Origin of the sequence: Streptomyces sp. NPDC048290 (assembly GCF_040652095.1) — a bacterium.
Lineage (GTDB): Bacteria > Actinomycetota > Actinomycetes > Streptomycetales > Streptomycetaceae > Streptomyces.
In genome coordinates this window covers 130512-145202 of record NZ_JBEZLM010000025.1, presented here as the reverse complement: position 1 = coordinate 145202, position 14691 = coordinate 130512, and the positions used below count along the sequence as shown (strand labels likewise).

The 14691-nt window shown below is 69.9% G+C and carries 13 protein-coding genes and 1 pseudogene; 6 read left to right on the top strand and 8 right to left on the bottom strand.

Annotation, left to right across the window (positions count from 1 at the left end; all coding sequences use genetic code 11):
* Positions 1 to 14: 14 nt before the first annotated feature.
* The 5 genes from AB0D49_RS33465 to AB0D49_RS33445 form a co-directional block, all read right to left on the bottom strand.
* Positions 15 to 851: a hypothetical protein gene (locus AB0D49_RS33465; RefSeq protein WP_362765033.1), complete on the bottom strand. Its 837-nt coding sequence runs from the start codon at positions 849 to 851 to the stop codon at positions 15 to 17.
* A gap of 69 nt (positions 852 to 920) precedes the next feature.
* A complete protein-coding gene (locus AB0D49_RS33460; RefSeq protein ID WP_362765030.1) occupies positions 921 to 1058 on the bottom strand; it encodes a hypothetical protein in 138 nt (45 codons plus the stop codon).
* 53 nt (positions 1059 to 1111) lie between these two features.
* Positions 1112 to 1366, bottom strand: coding sequence for a terpene synthase family protein (locus AB0D49_RS33455; protein WP_362765027.1), 255 nt, complete (start codon positions 1364 to 1366; stop codon positions 1112 to 1114).
* An 82-nt stretch (positions 1367 to 1448) separates the two neighbouring features.
* Positions 1449 to 1574 (bottom strand): hypothetical protein, encoded by a 126-nt coding sequence (locus AB0D49_RS33450; RefSeq protein ID WP_362765024.1) that lies wholly within the window; start codon positions 1572 to 1574, stop codon positions 1449 to 1451.
* 358 nt (positions 1575 to 1932) lie between these two features.
* Positions 1933 to 3429: an MFS transporter gene (locus AB0D49_RS33445; RefSeq protein WP_362765021.1), complete on the bottom strand. Its 1497-nt coding sequence runs from the start codon at positions 3427 to 3429 to the stop codon at positions 1933 to 1935.
* Between the two features lie 48 nt (positions 3430 to 3477).
* On the opposite strand from AB0D49_RS33445, the gene AB0D49_RS33440 reads away from it, so the two are divergent.
* Positions 3478 to 4173 (top strand): TetR/AcrR family transcriptional regulator C-terminal domain-containing protein, encoded by a 696-nt coding sequence (locus AB0D49_RS33440; RefSeq protein ID WP_362765018.1) that lies wholly within the window; start codon positions 3478 to 3480, stop codon positions 4171 to 4173.
* A gap of 789 nt (positions 4174 to 4962) precedes the next feature.
* Here the strand turns inward: AB0D49_RS33440 and AB0D49_RS33435 are convergent.
* Positions 4963 to 5658 carry a response regulator transcription factor gene (locus AB0D49_RS33435; protein WP_362765016.1) on the bottom strand — a complete coding sequence of 232 codons (696 nt, stop codon included), beginning with the start codon at positions 5656 to 5658 and terminating at the stop codon, positions 4963 to 4965.
* A gap of 364 nt (positions 5659 to 6022) precedes the next feature.
* A complete protein-coding gene (locus tag AB0D49_RS33430; protein WP_362765013.1) occupies positions 6023 to 7624 on the bottom strand; it encodes an MFS transporter in 1602 nt (533 codons plus the stop codon).
* A 75-nt stretch (positions 7625 to 7699) separates the two neighbouring features.
* Here AB0D49_RS33430 and AB0D49_RS33425 point away from each other — a divergent pair, with 75 nt between their 5' ends.
* The 5 genes and pseudogenes from AB0D49_RS33425 to AB0D49_RS33405 all read left to right on the top strand — a co-directional run bounded on the left by AB0D49_RS33425 (position 7700) and on the right by AB0D49_RS33405 (position 13369).
* Positions 7700 to 8281, top strand: coding sequence for a TetR/AcrR family transcriptional regulator (locus AB0D49_RS33425; protein WP_362765011.1), 582 nt, complete (start codon positions 7700 to 7702; stop codon positions 8279 to 8281).
* Positions 8282 to 9420: 1139 nt separating this feature from the next.
* Complete coding sequence (locus AB0D49_RS33420; RefSeq protein WP_362765009.1) at positions 9421 to 10245, top strand: AfsR/SARP family transcriptional regulator; 825 nt, start codon at positions 9421 to 9423, stop codon at positions 10243 to 10245.
* Positions 10246 to 10253: 8 nt separating this feature from the next.
* A pseudogene (locus AB0D49_RS33415) lies at positions 10254 to 10772 on the top strand (carboxyl transferase domain-containing protein); the annotation flags it as partial.
* A 131-nt stretch (positions 10773 to 10903) separates the two neighbouring features.
* A complete protein-coding gene (locus tag AB0D49_RS33410; protein WP_362765007.1) occupies positions 10904 to 12514 on the top strand; it encodes a hypothetical protein in 1611 nt (536 codons plus the stop codon).
* Between the two features lie 3 nt (positions 12515 to 12517).
* On the top strand, positions 12518 to 13369 hold the full coding sequence (locus AB0D49_RS33405) for a 4'-phosphopantetheinyl transferase superfamily protein (RefSeq protein ID WP_362765005.1): 852 nt from the start codon (positions 12518 to 12520) through the stop codon (positions 13367 to 13369).
* On the opposite strand, the gene AB0D49_RS33400 is transcribed toward AB0D49_RS33405, so the two are convergent.
* A complete protein-coding gene (locus tag AB0D49_RS33400) occupies positions 13338 to 14681 on the bottom strand; it encodes an NAD(P)/FAD-dependent oxidoreductase (RefSeq protein ID WP_362765002.1) in 1344 nt (447 codons plus the stop codon). The two genes, AB0D49_RS33405 and AB0D49_RS33400, sit on opposite strands and share 32 nt — an antisense overlap.
* Positions 14682 to 14691 lie beyond the last annotated feature (10 nt).

Sequence of the window (14691 nt, the reverse complement as noted above, 5' to 3'; positions counted from 1 at the left end):
CGGCGGGCCCCGGGTCAGCGCAGCCGGGCGAGTTCGGCGGCGACCTCGGGCACCGCGAGATAGCGGGTGGCCTTGTGGGTGGCGATCGGGCCGAGGCTCACCTCGTGGTGGACATCGATCCCGGGGAAGACGGCGGGCAGGTCCCGGGGGATGGCGACGACGTCCCCGATGTCGCAGATGTTGACCCAGCGCCGGACGCCCGGGGGCCGCTGCCCGGTGAGGTGCTCGTTGCCGGGGCCCAGGGACAGCCGGTCGCGGATCGCGCCGGGCAGACCGAGCGGGGAGCCGAGGGTGATGAGGGTGTCCAGTTCCACGGGCCGGTGCCAGAGGGTCTCGTAGGCGACGACGCTGCCCAGCGAATGCGCCAGCAGCACCCGCGGGCGGCGCTCCTCCAGTACGCGGCTCAGCGCGGCGCGCACCTGGACGCGCCGCTCGCCGAGCGGGTCGCCGAGGTAGGTGTCGGCCTCCCGGCAGAACAGCACGACCACCCGGCGGGCCAGCGCGCCGTGCCAGGTGGCGATCCATTCGGCGATCTGCCGTACCGGCAGCCCCGCCCGTCCCATCAGCACCTCGTCGGGGGCGCCGAGGGCGGTGGCCCAGTCGGCGAGCATCCGCTGCCCGGTGTCGCCGAGCAGGGCGGGGTCCTCGTCGGTGGCGCCCTGCGCGGTCCCCAGGTGCAGCAGATGCGCGTAGTACGCCGCGGCGAGCCCGCCCGCCTCGTAGGCGACCCCGTCGTACCCCTTGCCCAGCGCGGCACCCCACTCGGCGGCCAGCGCCAGCGCGGCGCCCTCCGGGTCACCGGCCTTGGTGAGATAGCGGTAGCAGCGGATGCCGTGGACGCCGACGATCATCGAGTACCCCCCGGTGGACGACCGATCCTTCGGGCCACAGCGTAGGGCTCGACCCCGCCTCCGCGTCACCTACTCGGGACTCTTCGGGGCGCCGCCCACGAGTTCCGCGTAGCCGGGTCCGAAGAACACCGGCGACGGGCAGACGTCCGCGACCGTCAGTTCCACGTACCGGCTGGGGTCGGGGTCCCCGTACATGTGGCCGGCCATCCAGTGCTCGACGCCGGTGAGATAGTCGGCGGCGGTGCGGCGCTCGGCGTCGGTCAGCTCCAGTTCGGCCCAGACCTCCGGCAGGGACCGCTTGACGCGGTGGAAGTCGCGCGGACAGCCGTCGGCCAGGGTGCGGGCGCGGCCGGGCGTTCCATGACGGGGACGAGGTTGTACTTCTGGCCTCCGGTGGAACGTTCGCGGTTGGCCGAGAAGACGTCGTTGACCCAGCCGATGTGCTTGCGGGCGAGGTCGTAGAGCGTGCGCAGGCGCGGGTGGTGGGCCAGCCGTTCGGGGAGCGCGCGGCCCATGGCGCTCCACCAGGTCCAGCGCCAGCCGGTCCATCCCCCAGGCGTCGTACGCGGGGACGGCCCGCTCGGACCCGATCATCCGCTACCGGAGCATCCACTCCAGGTGCGGTCGCCGTACGGCGGGCAGGTGCGGGTTGGTCCGCTCCGGGTAGGGGCACCACAGCCCGTCCAGGAGGCTTCTCGGCTCGGTGGGGTGTCGGTGTGTCATGCCGGACGAGCGTGGCGGACGGGAGACGCGGGCGGCAAGGGACGCCGGGGCGGGTGGCCGGAAACCGGGCGGTGGGGGCCGTCCGGTGGAGGTCGTAGGCGAAGACTCCGAGTCCGGCCCAGGTGTCTGTGCACGGGTCAGGCGGTGGAGGCGGGTGCGTCGGAAACCGGGTGGCCGGCTCAGCGGGCAGTTGCCGCGCCTGCTCCGGCAGCACCTCCCACCCTGTGTCCCGCACTGCCGCGAGACACAACATCGCCACCACCCCGGCTGCGACGACTCCGGCACACGAACCGTCCACACCGGCTCTCGCTAAAGCCTCACGCCACCAACAGCCTCGACGCCTTCCGGAGGCAAGTGGCTAGTCAGGCCGGCCCTCCTGGGGCAGGATGCGCCACGCGATGAGGGCACCGGTGAGTGCGAAGGCGGCGCAGATCAGCATGGCGGCGCTCTGTGCCTGGGTGAACGCGAGGTGTGCGCTGTCGATCAGGTGCTGTTGGTCGGCTGTGAGGTCGTTGAGGGTGCTGCCCAGTGATGACCCGGTGTCGACGTTCAGGCTCGGTGGTGCGAAGTACCGGTAGCCGGCGGCGGCGATGCTGCCGATGCACGCCACGCCCAGCGCGATGCCGAGTTGCTGGTGGGTGTCGTTGAGCGCTGAGCCCATCCCCGCACGGTCCGGGGGCACAGCTCCCAGGACAGTGGTGTGGACGGCCGGTGACGCGAGGCCGGATCCGGCCCCGGCGAGGAGCAGTCCGATCGCGACGGCGACGTAGCCACTGGTCGGTGTGAGCGTGGCGAGCACGGCGAACCCGGCGGCGGTGACGGTGAAGCCGATGATGATGGACCGGCGGTGACCGATGCGCTGGGGCAGACGGGCACCGACCGGCGAGGCCCCGACGACACCGATGGCCAGCGGGACGATCGCGAGCCCCGCCTGCAACGGCGAGTAGTCCAGTACGTGCTGGAGGTGCTGGGTGAGGATGAACAGCACACTTCCGGTGCCGATGGCCAGAACGGCAACCGCTCCACTGGCACCTGCGAACCGTCGGTCGCGGTACAGGCTGAGTTCGATCATCGGTGCGCGAGCACGCCGCTGCCGTATCCAGAACACGGCCGCGCCGGCGACAGCCGAGGCCAAGGCCGCCAGCACCGCGGGGGACAGGGGACCGTGATCGGGGATGAGGATGATCGCGCCGACGAACGAGGCCATCGCCACGGTGATCGCCACCGCGGCGAACAGGTCGATGGAGCGATGCTGCCGGTCGCGTGACTCGGGGACCAGCCATGCGATCAGGGCGACCGCCGCGGTCGCCATGACGGCGTTGATGACGAAGATTCCCGGCCACCCCCACTGCTCGACCAGCACGCCGCAGAGGAGGGGGCCGGCCGCCATGGCTGCCGATCCGACCGCCGACCACACCGCGAACGCCTTGACCCGTTCACCGGGATCGAAGACATGCACCAGGATCGCGAGCGTTCCGGGCATGACCAGTGCCGCTCCGATCCCCATCAGGGTGCGGGCCGCGATCAGCCACAGCGCGGTCGTCGCCAAGGCGGCTGCGACGGAAGCCGCAGCCAGGACGACCAGTCCGGCGATCACCGCGAGCCGTCGTCCGTAGCGGTCCGCGATCAGCCCCGCCACGACCAGCAGGCCGGCGAACACGACGACATATGAGTTGACGATCGCCTGCAACTCGGGCGGGCTTGCCCCGAGATCGTCCTGCATCGTGGGGATCGCCACGTTGAGGATCGTGTTGTCCATGACGATCACCGTGAGCGCGACACAGACCGCACCCAGGATCACCCACCGCCGTGGATCACGGCGGATGCCACTGATCGAGCTCTCTCCAACAGTCATGAATGAAACCTACACCGTAGGGCTTACTCAGGGCGATAGGGTCTAGGGATGGCTGGCAAACAGGACGAGAACTCCCCCGGCGCGGTGTGGTTCCGCGCGCCGCAGCAACGCCGCAGGGCTCCCGCGCTGAGCCGCGACCGCATCATCGCGATCGCCGTCGACCGGCTCGACCGGGAAGGCATCGACGGGCTGAGCCTTCGGAAGATCGCCGGTGACCTCGACGTGCACGCCACGAGCTTGTACTGGCATGTCGCGACCAAAGGCGACGTTCTCGACCTCGCCCTCGATGAGGTCTTCGCCGAGGTCGCACTGCCGGCCAACGCCGCGGAACGCGACTGGAGCGACATCATCCTGCTGTTCATGCGACAGCTTCGCGCCATGCTCCTGCGCCACCCGTGGGCGGCCTCCCTCGCCGGCACCCGCCCCCTGGCCGGACCCCATGCGCTGGCGCGCTCCGAGACGGTCTACGCCGCACTCAGCCGGGCAGGCTTCGAAGGAGCTACCCTCGCCGCCGCAGCCGCGTCGGTGTCGCAGCTGGTCATCGCCTCCGCCTCGACCCAGACCGCATGGGCCGATCGGGCAGAGGACGCCAGCCGCGACGCTCTGCGTCAGCGCATCACCGAGGACCGTGAGACCTACCCCACCCTCGCGGCACACCTGTCAGACTTCCTCGGCGACTGGGACTCTCAATTCGACATCACCGCCCACACCCTCATCGCGGGACTTGCGGCGCATCGCGCATAGACCCCGGCGGAGAGCGGCAGCGCCATCCCCTCGTCAAGGTGAAGAACGCGGTTCGGGCCGATCTCCGAAGTCCGCGGCAGACCACGGGGCCCGGATGCCAGCAGATCGACAGCCCGGAGTTCCCTGACGCTGTCGACGCGCACCGCCGGGCCGCCCGGACCTCCCGGGTGGACCCGGCCATCGCGTAAGCGGGGGAGCGGCAGACGCGCGGCCAGGGCTTCGGGCCATGGCATCACCCGTGCGGAAGTCGGCGTGACGGCAGGACCCGGCCACCACCAGGCACTCGCCGCGCACCAGGCCGTCGCGCCCCGACCCGTATCGCCCCATCGATCGCCGAAGCCCTGCAACCGCAGACCGCTGCGATGCCCTCACTCAGCTTTCAAGCCTTCCCCGAACCGGAAGCGTCCAGCGAACAACCGGCCCTGATCGAACAGGCCCGCACCGAGCGTGGCCGCCAAGCCGAGGTCCTCCCGCGCGGCGGTCCTGCCAGGCCCGGACCGAACGGGCTCAGAGGGCCGGCATCCCGGTCTTTGGCGCCGCCATCCACCAGGCCGACCTGATCCTCGTTCTCGAGCACCGGCTCAAGGACACCGCGCGTGCTCCGCACACCGCAGGCCACGTCGTCGCCCTCCGGGAACCGCCGCAGTCCTGAGCGAGGGTCACCCAAGGGTCCGACGCGCCCGCTTGGGCGCGGCGAACGTCCGGCAATCCGCAGAGCGTGGGTCGATCGACAGAACCGCAGACCGGAACCCGCACCGTTCACCTCGCCGCCGACCAGGCATGAAGTCGTCAGCCCGCACAAGCCATCAAGGCAGGGGGCGTTGCTTCCGCGGTGGTGCCCGTTCTGACGATGCCGATCTCGTAGGCGAAGATCACGGCGTGCACACGGTTGCGCAGTTCGAGCTTGTTGAACATGTGCTGGACATGGGACTTGACCGTGCTCTCGCTCACGGAGAGCTCGGTGGAGATCTCCGCGTTGGTCATTCCCCGCGCGATGAGCCGTAGTACGTCGGCCTCACGTCGAGTGAGGTGTTCGAGGTTGTTGCTGTCCTTCACCGCGGCGATGGTGCTCTCTGGCTGCCGGGCGCCCGCAGGGGAGATGAGGGTGTAGCCGGCGGCTATCAAGCGCACCGCGGCACAGATCATGTCCGAGCTCGACTGATTGAGCAGAACGCCGTCGACACCGACGCCCCGGAGCTGGCGCACCCGCTGGTCGATGCTGTCGACCAGCATCAGGGTGAACTTCGCCTTCTGCAGGGCAATCATGCGGCGCACGGCCGGCACGTCGATCGAGTCGCTCTCGGAGTCAAGCATGGCTATGTCGGGACACTGCGCGGCCGAGATCTTGATGGCCTGGGCCACGTTCTCCGCCTCGCCGACGATCTTCAGATCGGGGACGTTCTCCAGGAGGGCGCGGTATCCGGCCCTTACGACGTTTCGTTCGCTTACTACGAGAATCCTTATTGATTTCCTTTGCTGCATCATTTCCTCACGAGTGAAGGAACTCCCCGTGAGAGCGTCTCGCGAAGAGGCCGCTGTCACGCGTCGTGGCTGAAACGCACGGGGGGCATCGGGCGCCCGACGCGGGTTTCAGCCACTGCAGGCTCCGTAGGGCGTTGGCGTCTGCCACACCGTAGGGAACGGGGCCCACACTGCCGCTCTAGCAGTGGTATAGAAAGCGGCCTGCCGCAGGTCAAGTGGGCCACTGCTGGTCGTGAGGGAAGGCTTGCCTGTTTCTCGAGCGTGGTGGGTTCCGGACATGGCAGCGCGCCCGGACGGGGGATGTCCCGGGCGCGCTGTCCTGAACCACAAGCCGCGAGCGCGGGTCGGTCCAGGAACTGTGGCCGGCTCAGACCCGCTTGGCCGTATCCCCCTGGGCGGTCGGGGATGCCGAATGCGGGGCCGGGCTTTCCGCCGGGGATTCCTTCGGGGAGGGCCGCTTGGGCACCAGCACGATGGCCAGCACCGTGGTGAGGGCCGCCATGCCGAGCACGGTGTAGGACGCGGTGCTGGTGCCGTCGATGAAGGCGGAGCGCGCCGCCTCGATGAGCGGTCGTGCCGCCTGGTCCGGAAGCTGCTGGGCGACCGAGAGGGCGGCACCGAGCGAGTCCTCGGCGGCTTCCCGGGCCGCGGGAGGCAGTTGAGCGGTGACCTGGGCGGGCAGTTTGTCGTCGTACACCGTGCTGAGGACGCTGCCGAAGACCGCGATGCCGAGGGCCGCACCGACCTCGATGGCCGCATCGAAGGTGCCGCCCACGACGCCGCCGCGTGCCGCGGGCGCATTGGCCATGACCGAGTCCGTCATGGCGGGGACGGCCAGACCGCAACCGAGCCCGAACAGTGCGCCGGACACCATGAGGACCGTGTCGTCGCTGGAGATGTCGATCGTGGTCAGGGCGTAGGCACCGCCCGTGGCGAGCAACGCCCCGATGGCGATGGGCAGGCGGGGCCCCATCCGGTGGTAGAGCCGTTCACCGACAGGCACTCCGACGATCAGGGCGATGCCGGCGGGCAGCAGACGCAGCCCGGCCTCCAGTGCGTTGTGGCCGAGGAACTGGAGGGAGAAGAGCGACACCAGGTAGATCATCCCGATCACGATGGTGAAGATCAGTCCGGCGAAGCCGGCCCCGGCGGCGAAGTACGTGTTCTTGAACCAGGTCAGGTCGACCATGGGGTTGCTGACCCGGCGTTCCACGAGGATGAAGACCACCAGGGCGACCAGGCCGAGCGCCCAGGCGCCCAGGACCTCGCCCGAGAGCCAGCCCTTGGCCGGGCCTTCGATCACGCCGTACACGAGGCCGCCCAGCATGAGGCAGGACAGCAACGCCCCCCAGGGGTCAAGGCGTCCGGCGTCCCGGTTGCGGGAGGCGGGGAGCAGGGGTGCCGAGGCGATGAGCAGCGCGAGGGCGATGGGAACGTTCAGGTAGAAGGAGGCCTCCCAGCCGTACGGTTCGACGAGCGCCCCGCTCAGGAGCGGGCCGCCGGCCAGACCGAGACCGGCAGCGGCACCCCACAGCGACAGGGCGCGCTTGCGCTCGGAGTCGTCTGTGAAGGTGACCCGGACGAGGCCGAGCGTGGCCGGCATGATGAGCGCGCCGGAGATTCCGAGCCCCACCCGGGCGGCGATCACCATCGACGGTTCGTCCGCGAGTCCGCCCATCATGCTGAACGCCGCGAACCCGGCCAGGCCCCACATGAGGGCGGCGCGGCGGCCGAACTTGTCCCCGACCGCCCCGAGCGCGAAGAGCAGTGCCGCGACGGTGAGCGGATAGCCGTCCAGCATCCACTGGAGCTCGCTCGATGTCGTGTGCAGCTCCTGGGCGACGTCGCGCACCGCGACGACGAGCGCGATGTTCGCCGTGACCACGAGGAACAGACTGAGGGCCAGGACGCTGAGTCCAGCCCAACGTTGTGGATACGGCTGGGCCGGGTGCAGGGGTGCGGACGGCATCGGGACTCCCTCGCGAACTCGAGCAGTACGGTACGGTACCGTACCAGCGGTGAAGGGCTCGCGTAAACTGCTGGCATGTCAACACCGTTGCGGGGAGGGCAGGCCCGCGAAGACGAGCTGCTCAGTGCGACTCTTGATGTGTTGCGTGAGGTGGGGTACAGCCGTCTGACCGTGGACGGCGTCGTCTCCCGGGCGCGCGCGAGCAAGGCCACGGTCTATCGTCGCTGGCCGTCGAAGTCGGACCTCATCGTGGCCGCGTTCGTGAACGCGACCCGCGACCTTCCGTCCGAGCGTGACACCGGATCGCTGCGCGGCGATCTGATCGCCGCGCTGGGCGACATCCTGCACGAACTGGACCGGTTCGGTGACGTGATGGTGGACCTGCTCGGCGAACTCGGCCGCAACCCCGAGCTGGCCAGCACGATCCGCGACGGGTACATCGCCATGCGCCGGGAGACCCTCACGGCCGCCTTCGCGCGGGCGCAGGACCGGGGGGAGATCCCGCCCGACGTCGACGTGAAACCGCTGTGGGAACTGGCGCCGGCGGTCATCTTCTTCCGCCGCTTCAACCTGGGGGAGCCCTTCGGGGTCGACGACGTCCGTGAGTTCGTCGACAACGTGGTGCTGCCACTCGCGCTTCGCCCCTCGGCGGGCTGACCCCGCACGGGGCGGGACTCCGGCCGTCGGTGAAACCGACGGAGCGTTCGCATCCGGGGGCCGACCGGACGGTCTTTCGGAGGCTCGAACGGTACCGTACAGTACGGTACCGATCTGGGCGAAGGCTGCGGTTCGGTGGAGGGGAGTCGCTGTGCCGGAAGAGCGTTTGGGGAAAGCGTCCGGTCGGGACGGCGTCGACTGCGAAGGCGGCCTGCCGGAGCGTCGGCGGCGAACGGTCGGTGGCATCCCCGGCGCGGGGTGCGGCTTCGCGGAGCACGCCCTCTGCCGCCATCCGGACGCCGGGCGGCGCGCGCGGTATGCGGCGTCGCTCCCCCCGGGTGCGGCCGGGGTGGAGCACCCCGGCGCCGATATGGCAACTCAAAGTCGTGACAAGAGCATGTGAATTCCGTGCGGGGCGCCCTGGCGGAATCACAGACTCCGGAGTCGAATTACCGAGGAGGCGGGAAGGAGGGATATTCCACTATTTCGACGCAGGGGCACTGAAAGACCTCATTGCTTTCGGGGTTCATGGCGGGTGTTCCAGAGGCCGGGTGCCTACGAAAGTCATGCCCTGGACGAGACGCTGAAATGGGTTATGCTTGACACGCGATATTGATGCAGTGATACGCTCGGGCGCGGCAGGTAAGCCAGCCCTTGCAGGGGTCACTTCGTTCCTTCGCCGGCCCGTTTGCGGCAGAGCTTGAATCAGGAACGTTTTCAATGTGGGGAACGGGGGTTCCTTTTATGTCATTACGTAAGAGGAAGTGAGTCGATGCAGGTCAGTGCGGGGCCAGGTCGACGGTGATCACACTGTGCGGCCTCAGTTGCCTGCCAGGAGGCCGAATCATTCGTGGCCGGATTCAAGCGTTGAGAACCCTGTTTTCCGCCCTTCTTTCCGTGCTCTCAATCGTGGATTTTTCCGGCTCCAGGTTTGACATGCTCCTGACCGAGGGAGTGTATGCGAGAGGCTAGTCGGCATCCGAAGAGTCTGCCGACGCTAGGGTCCGGGAGCGTCGTATAGGGCGTGTGGTTCGTCACCTTTTTGAGTTCCTGGGTCACCAGCATCACCGATGGGGGAGTCATCAGTGGAGATCAAAGTACTCGGGCCGATCAGTGCTGTCGAAAACGGGATCTCAATTGTGCCGTCTGCCACGAAGCTGCGGCAGCTGCTGGCTTTATTAAGCCTGCAAGGTGACCGAATGGTGACCGTCTCCATGCTGATGGAAGAGCTCTGGGGGGAGTCACCTCCCAAGAGCGCTTCATCCATACTCCAGACCTACGTGCTCCAGTTGCGTCGGAAGATCGCCTGGGCGATCGGGCACAACGACGAGCGCAGGGCCAAGGACGTCCTGGTGACACAGCAGGGCGGCTACCTGCTCCGGGTCGGTGCCGAACACCTCGACTGGCTCAGGTTCGACCGATTCGCCGAGGCCGGCCGTACGGCCGCCGAGTCCGGCGACCACCGGCTCGCCTCCCACTACTTCACCCGGGGCCTGACCCTGTGGCGGGGCCCCGCGCTGGTCGACGTCAGGGTGGGCAACGTGCTGCAGTTCGATGCGCTGCGCATGAACGAGAGCAGGATGTCCGTACTGCAGCAACGCATCTGCGCGGACCTCCACATCGGCCGACACGCCGCGCTCGTTCCCGAACTCAAGGTTCTCGTGGCGCAGAACCCGCTCAACGAGAACCTGTGCGCCCAGCTCATGGTCGCCCTCCAGGGCACGGGCTGTTCGTGGCGTGCCCTGCGGGCCTATCAGAACCTGCGTGACGCGCTGGCCCGTGAGCTGGGCCTGGAGCCTTCGGCGCTGGTGAAGGAGATCCACCACGCCGTGCTTGTCGGAGAGCCCGCGCAAAAACGCCTCAACCGCCACGACGGCGCCCTGTCCGGTCCGCCGCCGGTGACGGCCAACCGCTGGGGAGCCACCCCGCGCGCGGATCTCCCCTTCTCCGTCACCACGCGGTGAGCCGGATCATGTCGGCACAGTCCCCGCCGTGCGGAGCGAGCGGCCTGGCACGCCCGACCGCACGACGACGGCTACGCAAGGACCGGTTGCTCGACGGCCCCGGTCCCGAAGCGACCGACAGGCAGCACACGAAGGGGAAGCCCACTGTCCCGGAACGGCCGAACCCGCTCTTCGACCAGGACGGTTTCCCGGAGTCCGAGCCCCCGCGCCGGCACCGGACCACCGGCTTCGGCCTGGAGGACCGCGGACCGGACGGCGACGGCGCCACCACCGGCAGGGGCACCGTGCGCGGGCGCCAGGTACTCGTGTACGCCCACGACTTCCGCGTCTTCGCGGGCACGCTCGGAGAAGCGCGCGCGGCGAAGGCGCACAAGGTGATGCGCAGGGCGGCCGCGGCGGGAGCCCCACTGGTCAGCCTGAACGACGCAGCCGGGGCCCGCGTCCAGGAGGGCGTCGCGGCGCCTGCCGGACACGGCGGCATCCTCGCCCGCGAGGTGGCGCCGTCGGGCGTCGTCCCGCGGATCAGCGCGGCGGAACGCGGTCTGGTCGGCGACGTCATCGACCCCGGCACGACCCGGCAGGTGCTCGTCCGCTCGCTGGCACCGCTCCGTGACGAGCGGCGGCGCCTTCCCGAGCGCGAGCGCGGGAACGTCCCCTGGTGAATCGGATCGCCCGCCTCGACCGCTCCCTCTCCGGTGCCGGCGAGGCTCCGGAGCGGGTGGCGGTCGCCCTGCGCGCCTACGGTTTCCCCGCCGAGTTCGTCCCGGTGGCCGTCGGCGGGCGCCTCCAGGACGCGGAGGAACTGCACCAAGTGGTGCGCACGGTCCTTCGCAGGGGCCTGCCGGAAGCCGCCTGGCACACGCTGAGCGGTTTCCCGTCCGCGGTGCGGATCTGGTCCGGCGGCTCCCGGGGCCAGCAACACCGGGCAGCCGCCCTCCTGCTGCGGGGCGACCGGATGGCCCCGGCGGGCGGCGGTCCCGCGCCACCGCACGACACCTTCACGGCCCGGACGGGCCCCGGCGGACTGCGGCTGTCCGCGGCGGCGGCGGCCCCCGCGCCCCCGCACGGCTGCCACGCGCTGGTCGTCACGGCACGTCACCACATGAGCCGGACGGGCCGCGATCACACCACGCTGCTGCTCGACCCCCGCGACATGCCACCCGGCGGGCACAGCCGCACACTCGGCTGGGACGCGGTCGTCGACGAGCCCGGAGCCGGACTCGAACTCGCCCTGCGGGCCGCGCGGTTGACCCACGGGGTGCACGCCTCGGCGGTGATCGCCCGCTTCGACTCCCTGCTGCGCGGCACGATCGAGCCGACGCACGCGACCGACCGCCCCGAGCCCGCCGCACCGTCCGGGCCCGGCGTGCTGGCCGGGGCCTTCCTGGACCTGCTGGTGAGTGACTGCGTCACGCTCTGCGCCGCGCGCGCGATCCACCTCCTGCCCGACTGGGCGTCCGTGTACGCGGCAGCCGCCGGTTACCTCGCCGAGCGGCTGCTGACGGAGACAGGGCACGATCTGACCACCGTCCTCGAAGGGAGGCGGCTCGGCGGCGCACCGCGGTACCGGAGATTCGCCCACCGCCTCGGGGCGCTGACGTCCCCCCTGTGGCCCACGGAGGACGAGGTGCCCGCCTACGCGGTACTCGTCGCCCGGCTCCCCACCCGCCCGCCCGGCCACGTCCTCACCGCCAGCGACCCGCGCACGCGGATTCCGGAGACGCTGTTCCAGCCCGACGCGCCGCTGCCGGCACTCGACCTGGCCCGCCCGGCGCACTGCCCGCGCGCGGCCGGCACCGACGCCCCGCTGGAATCGCTCGCCCACCACGCCACACGCATCGAGCACGCGGGAGACACGGCCACACACCCCGGTTGCCACGCCGCGCTGAGCGCGCAACTCGACCGCCTGGCCGGCGCGATCACGGGGCTGGGGGAGGCCTGCGCGCCGCTGGCAGCGGCCGGGCACAAGGCCCTGCTGGGTCCGTACGCCCGCTCGCTCGCGGACCGCTACGCCCTGCTGGTGGCCGCCGCCGCCTGTGTCGGGGTCTGGTGGCAGCAACGAGCGCACACGCGGGGCTTCCTGGCCGAGACCTGCTGGCTGACGGCCGCGCTGCACCGCATCGCGGGGCTGCTGGACACCGCCCCGACCGAACCCCCCTTGTCGTGTCTGGACCGTGTCCACCAGGAAATGCTCGCGCGGTTCGACGGTGGCCTCAGCTACGACCTGCGGGCCGTCCCGCTGGCCGCACCGATCACCCTGGGGGACTGACCCGTGCCCGCCGACCCGGTCGTACCGGTCCATGTTCCGGGCCCCCGCGGCCCCTGGTCACCGCTGCGCGAGAGTCTCCTGCGGCATGGCCTCGCCGTGGCGTACGGCTGGGTTCCCCAGTGGACACCCGACCGCCCGGACGGACCCTCGCTGCGTCGGCTCCTCGGCACGAACCTGCCCCACTACCTGACGCTGTCCCACCCCCGCGCACGGGAGCGCTACCTGGCTTCCCGCGTCTTCTTCCGGCACACCGCCGCCCAGGCGATGGACGCACCCGCACAGAGCGTGGACATCGCCTACATGCCCCACGGGCGCCCCTACGTTCGAGGCTGCGCCGAACTCGAGCTGGGACTGAGCCACGCCGGCCCCCTGCTGGTCGCCGCGGTGAGCCGGCACGGCCGCGTCGGCGTGGACGCGGAGGCCGCCGACCGGTGGCTCGGCGGCGAGGGATGGGAGAACAGCGTGTGCACGCCCCAGGAGCGGGCCCTCCTCGTCCTGCTGCCGCCGGAACGGCGCAACGGGGAACTGATCAGGTTGTGGACGCTGAAGGAGGCGTACAGCAAGGCGATGGGGCAGGGGATGCGCTACCCCTTCGACCGCATCGGGTTCGCCCGGCCGGGACCGCCGCAGCGCTCCCTCGGCCCCGACGGCGACTGGCATCCGGTCGCCGGCTGGGACTGCTCGACCGCCACCGTGCCCGGCGCGGAACGGACCTACCTGGTGAGCTGGGTGCACCGGCGGCCACCCACCGGGCCCGCGCATACCTCCCACACCCCCGGCTGGGCGATGCGGGAGGTACTCGCGGCGCTGCGGCCCGGACCGGTCAGAAGGCCGGAGCCGTGGAGGGCGCCCTGAGTTCGCCCAGATACGGATGCCACAGGTGGTCCGGATCGTTCTCCACGGTCTCGACCACCGCGCGCATGGCGGCCAGGGCCTTCGGCTCCGCGTCGTCGTACACGTCGCCCTGGAGCATCTTGAGGACGTCGAGGCGATAGCGCGGGTCCTGGACGAACGCGGTGAAGAGGATGTTGAGCCGGTAGTAGATGGAGATGAACTCGTACCAGTTGCGCACACCACGCCGCAGCTTCGTCTCGTAGGCGGTGAAGCGGGCCTTGGAGAAGTCACCCGCCCTGGCGGCGGCGATGATGTCCTGACTGGCGATCCGGGCGCTGTTGAGCGCCACACTCACACCGCTGGAGAAGATCGGGTCCACGAATCGTGCGGCATCCCCGATGAGCAGGAAGTTGTCACCGGCGATCTGCTTCATCCCGTAGCTGTAGTCGCCCTCGGTCTTGAGCGGGCGTATCTGCTCGGCGTTCTTGAGTACGTCGAGCAGCGCGGGACGGCTGGCGACGGTGTCCCAGAAGAACTTCTCGCGGTCGCCCCCGGCCTCCTGGAAGCGGCGCTTCTGGCTGATGACACCGATCGAGGTGATGTCGTCCGTGATAGGGATCTGCCACACCCAGGTGTCACTGACCGGCAGGAAGTGGACGAAGATGTAGTCGGCCTGCTCCTTGTCCGCGGACAGGGCCTGACGGTCGATGCCCTTGAACCAGGTGTGCACCGCGTACTGGTTGAACACCGGGTCCGGCACCTTGAACTTCAGCTGCGTCCCCAGGTGCGTACGGCGACCGCTCGCGTCCACCACCATACGGACCGGGATGTTGACGCTCCTGCCGCCTATCCTGGCCTCGAGCTGCGGTATCTCGCCGTCGAAGTCGACCTTGCCGACCCGGACGCCCTGGAAGACCTTGGCGCCCAGTTCCTCGGCGTGCTTGAGCAGAATCTGGTCGAACGTGCCGCGGTCCACGTGGAACGTGTAGTCGCGGTCCACACCGTCCTGGCTGCGCTCGTTGAACATGATGCCGGCGCCGCGGAAGTCATGGGTCAGACCGCGAAAGCCCATGTGGTCGATGTCGCGGTCCTCCGCCGAGGTCCAGGCCGCACCGTACTTCTTCGGGAAACCCGCCTCCTCGATCTTGGCCATGGCTCCTATCTCCAGGAGCACCGGAGTCGTGGCGGGCACCAACGACTCTCCGACGTGTTCCCTCGGGAACACCGCGCTCTCGAAGACCGCGACCGAAAGCCCCGCCTTGGCGAGGTAGGAGGCCATGGTCGAACCCGCCGGTCCGCCACCGATGATTGCGACGTCGAACTCTGCGTCCACTGTCTTTCTC

Bases quoted from the DNA above. Each gene is read 5' to 3' on its own strand.
- AB0D49_RS33430 (WP_362765013.1), bottom strand. From the start codon at position 7,624: ATGCCGTCCGCACCCCTGCACCCGGCCCAGCCGTATCCACAACGTTGG.
- AB0D49_RS33440 (WP_362765018.1), top strand. From the start codon at position 3,478: ATGGCTGGCAAACAGGACGAGAACTCCCCCGGCGCGGTGTGGTTCCGC.
- AB0D49_RS33425 (WP_362765011.1), top strand. From the start codon at position 7,700: ATGTCAACACCGTTGCGGGGAGGGCAGGCCCGCGAAGACGAGCTGCTC.
- AB0D49_RS33455 (WP_362765027.1), bottom strand. From the start codon at position 1,366: ATGGGCCGCGCGCTCCCCGAACGGCTGGCCCACCACCCGCGCCTGCGC.
- AB0D49_RS33465 (WP_362765033.1), bottom strand. From the start codon at position 851: ATGATCGTCGGCGTCCACGGCATCCGCTGCTACCGCTATCTCACCAAG.
- AB0D49_RS33435 (WP_362765016.1), bottom strand. From the start codon at position 5,658: ATGATGCAGCAAAGGAAATCAATAAGGATTCTCGTAGTAAGCGAACGA.
- AB0D49_RS33450 (WP_362765024.1), bottom strand. From the start codon at position 1,574: ATGACACACCGACACCCCACCGAGCCGAGAAGCCTCCTGGACGGGCTG.
- AB0D49_RS33460 (WP_362765030.1), bottom strand. From the start codon at position 1,058: ATGGCCGGCCACATGTACGGGGACCCCGACCCCAGCCGGTACGTGGAA.
- AB0D49_RS33445 (WP_362765021.1), bottom strand. From the start codon at position 3,429: ATGACTGTTGGAGAGAGCTCGATCAGTGGCATCCGCCGTGATCCACGG.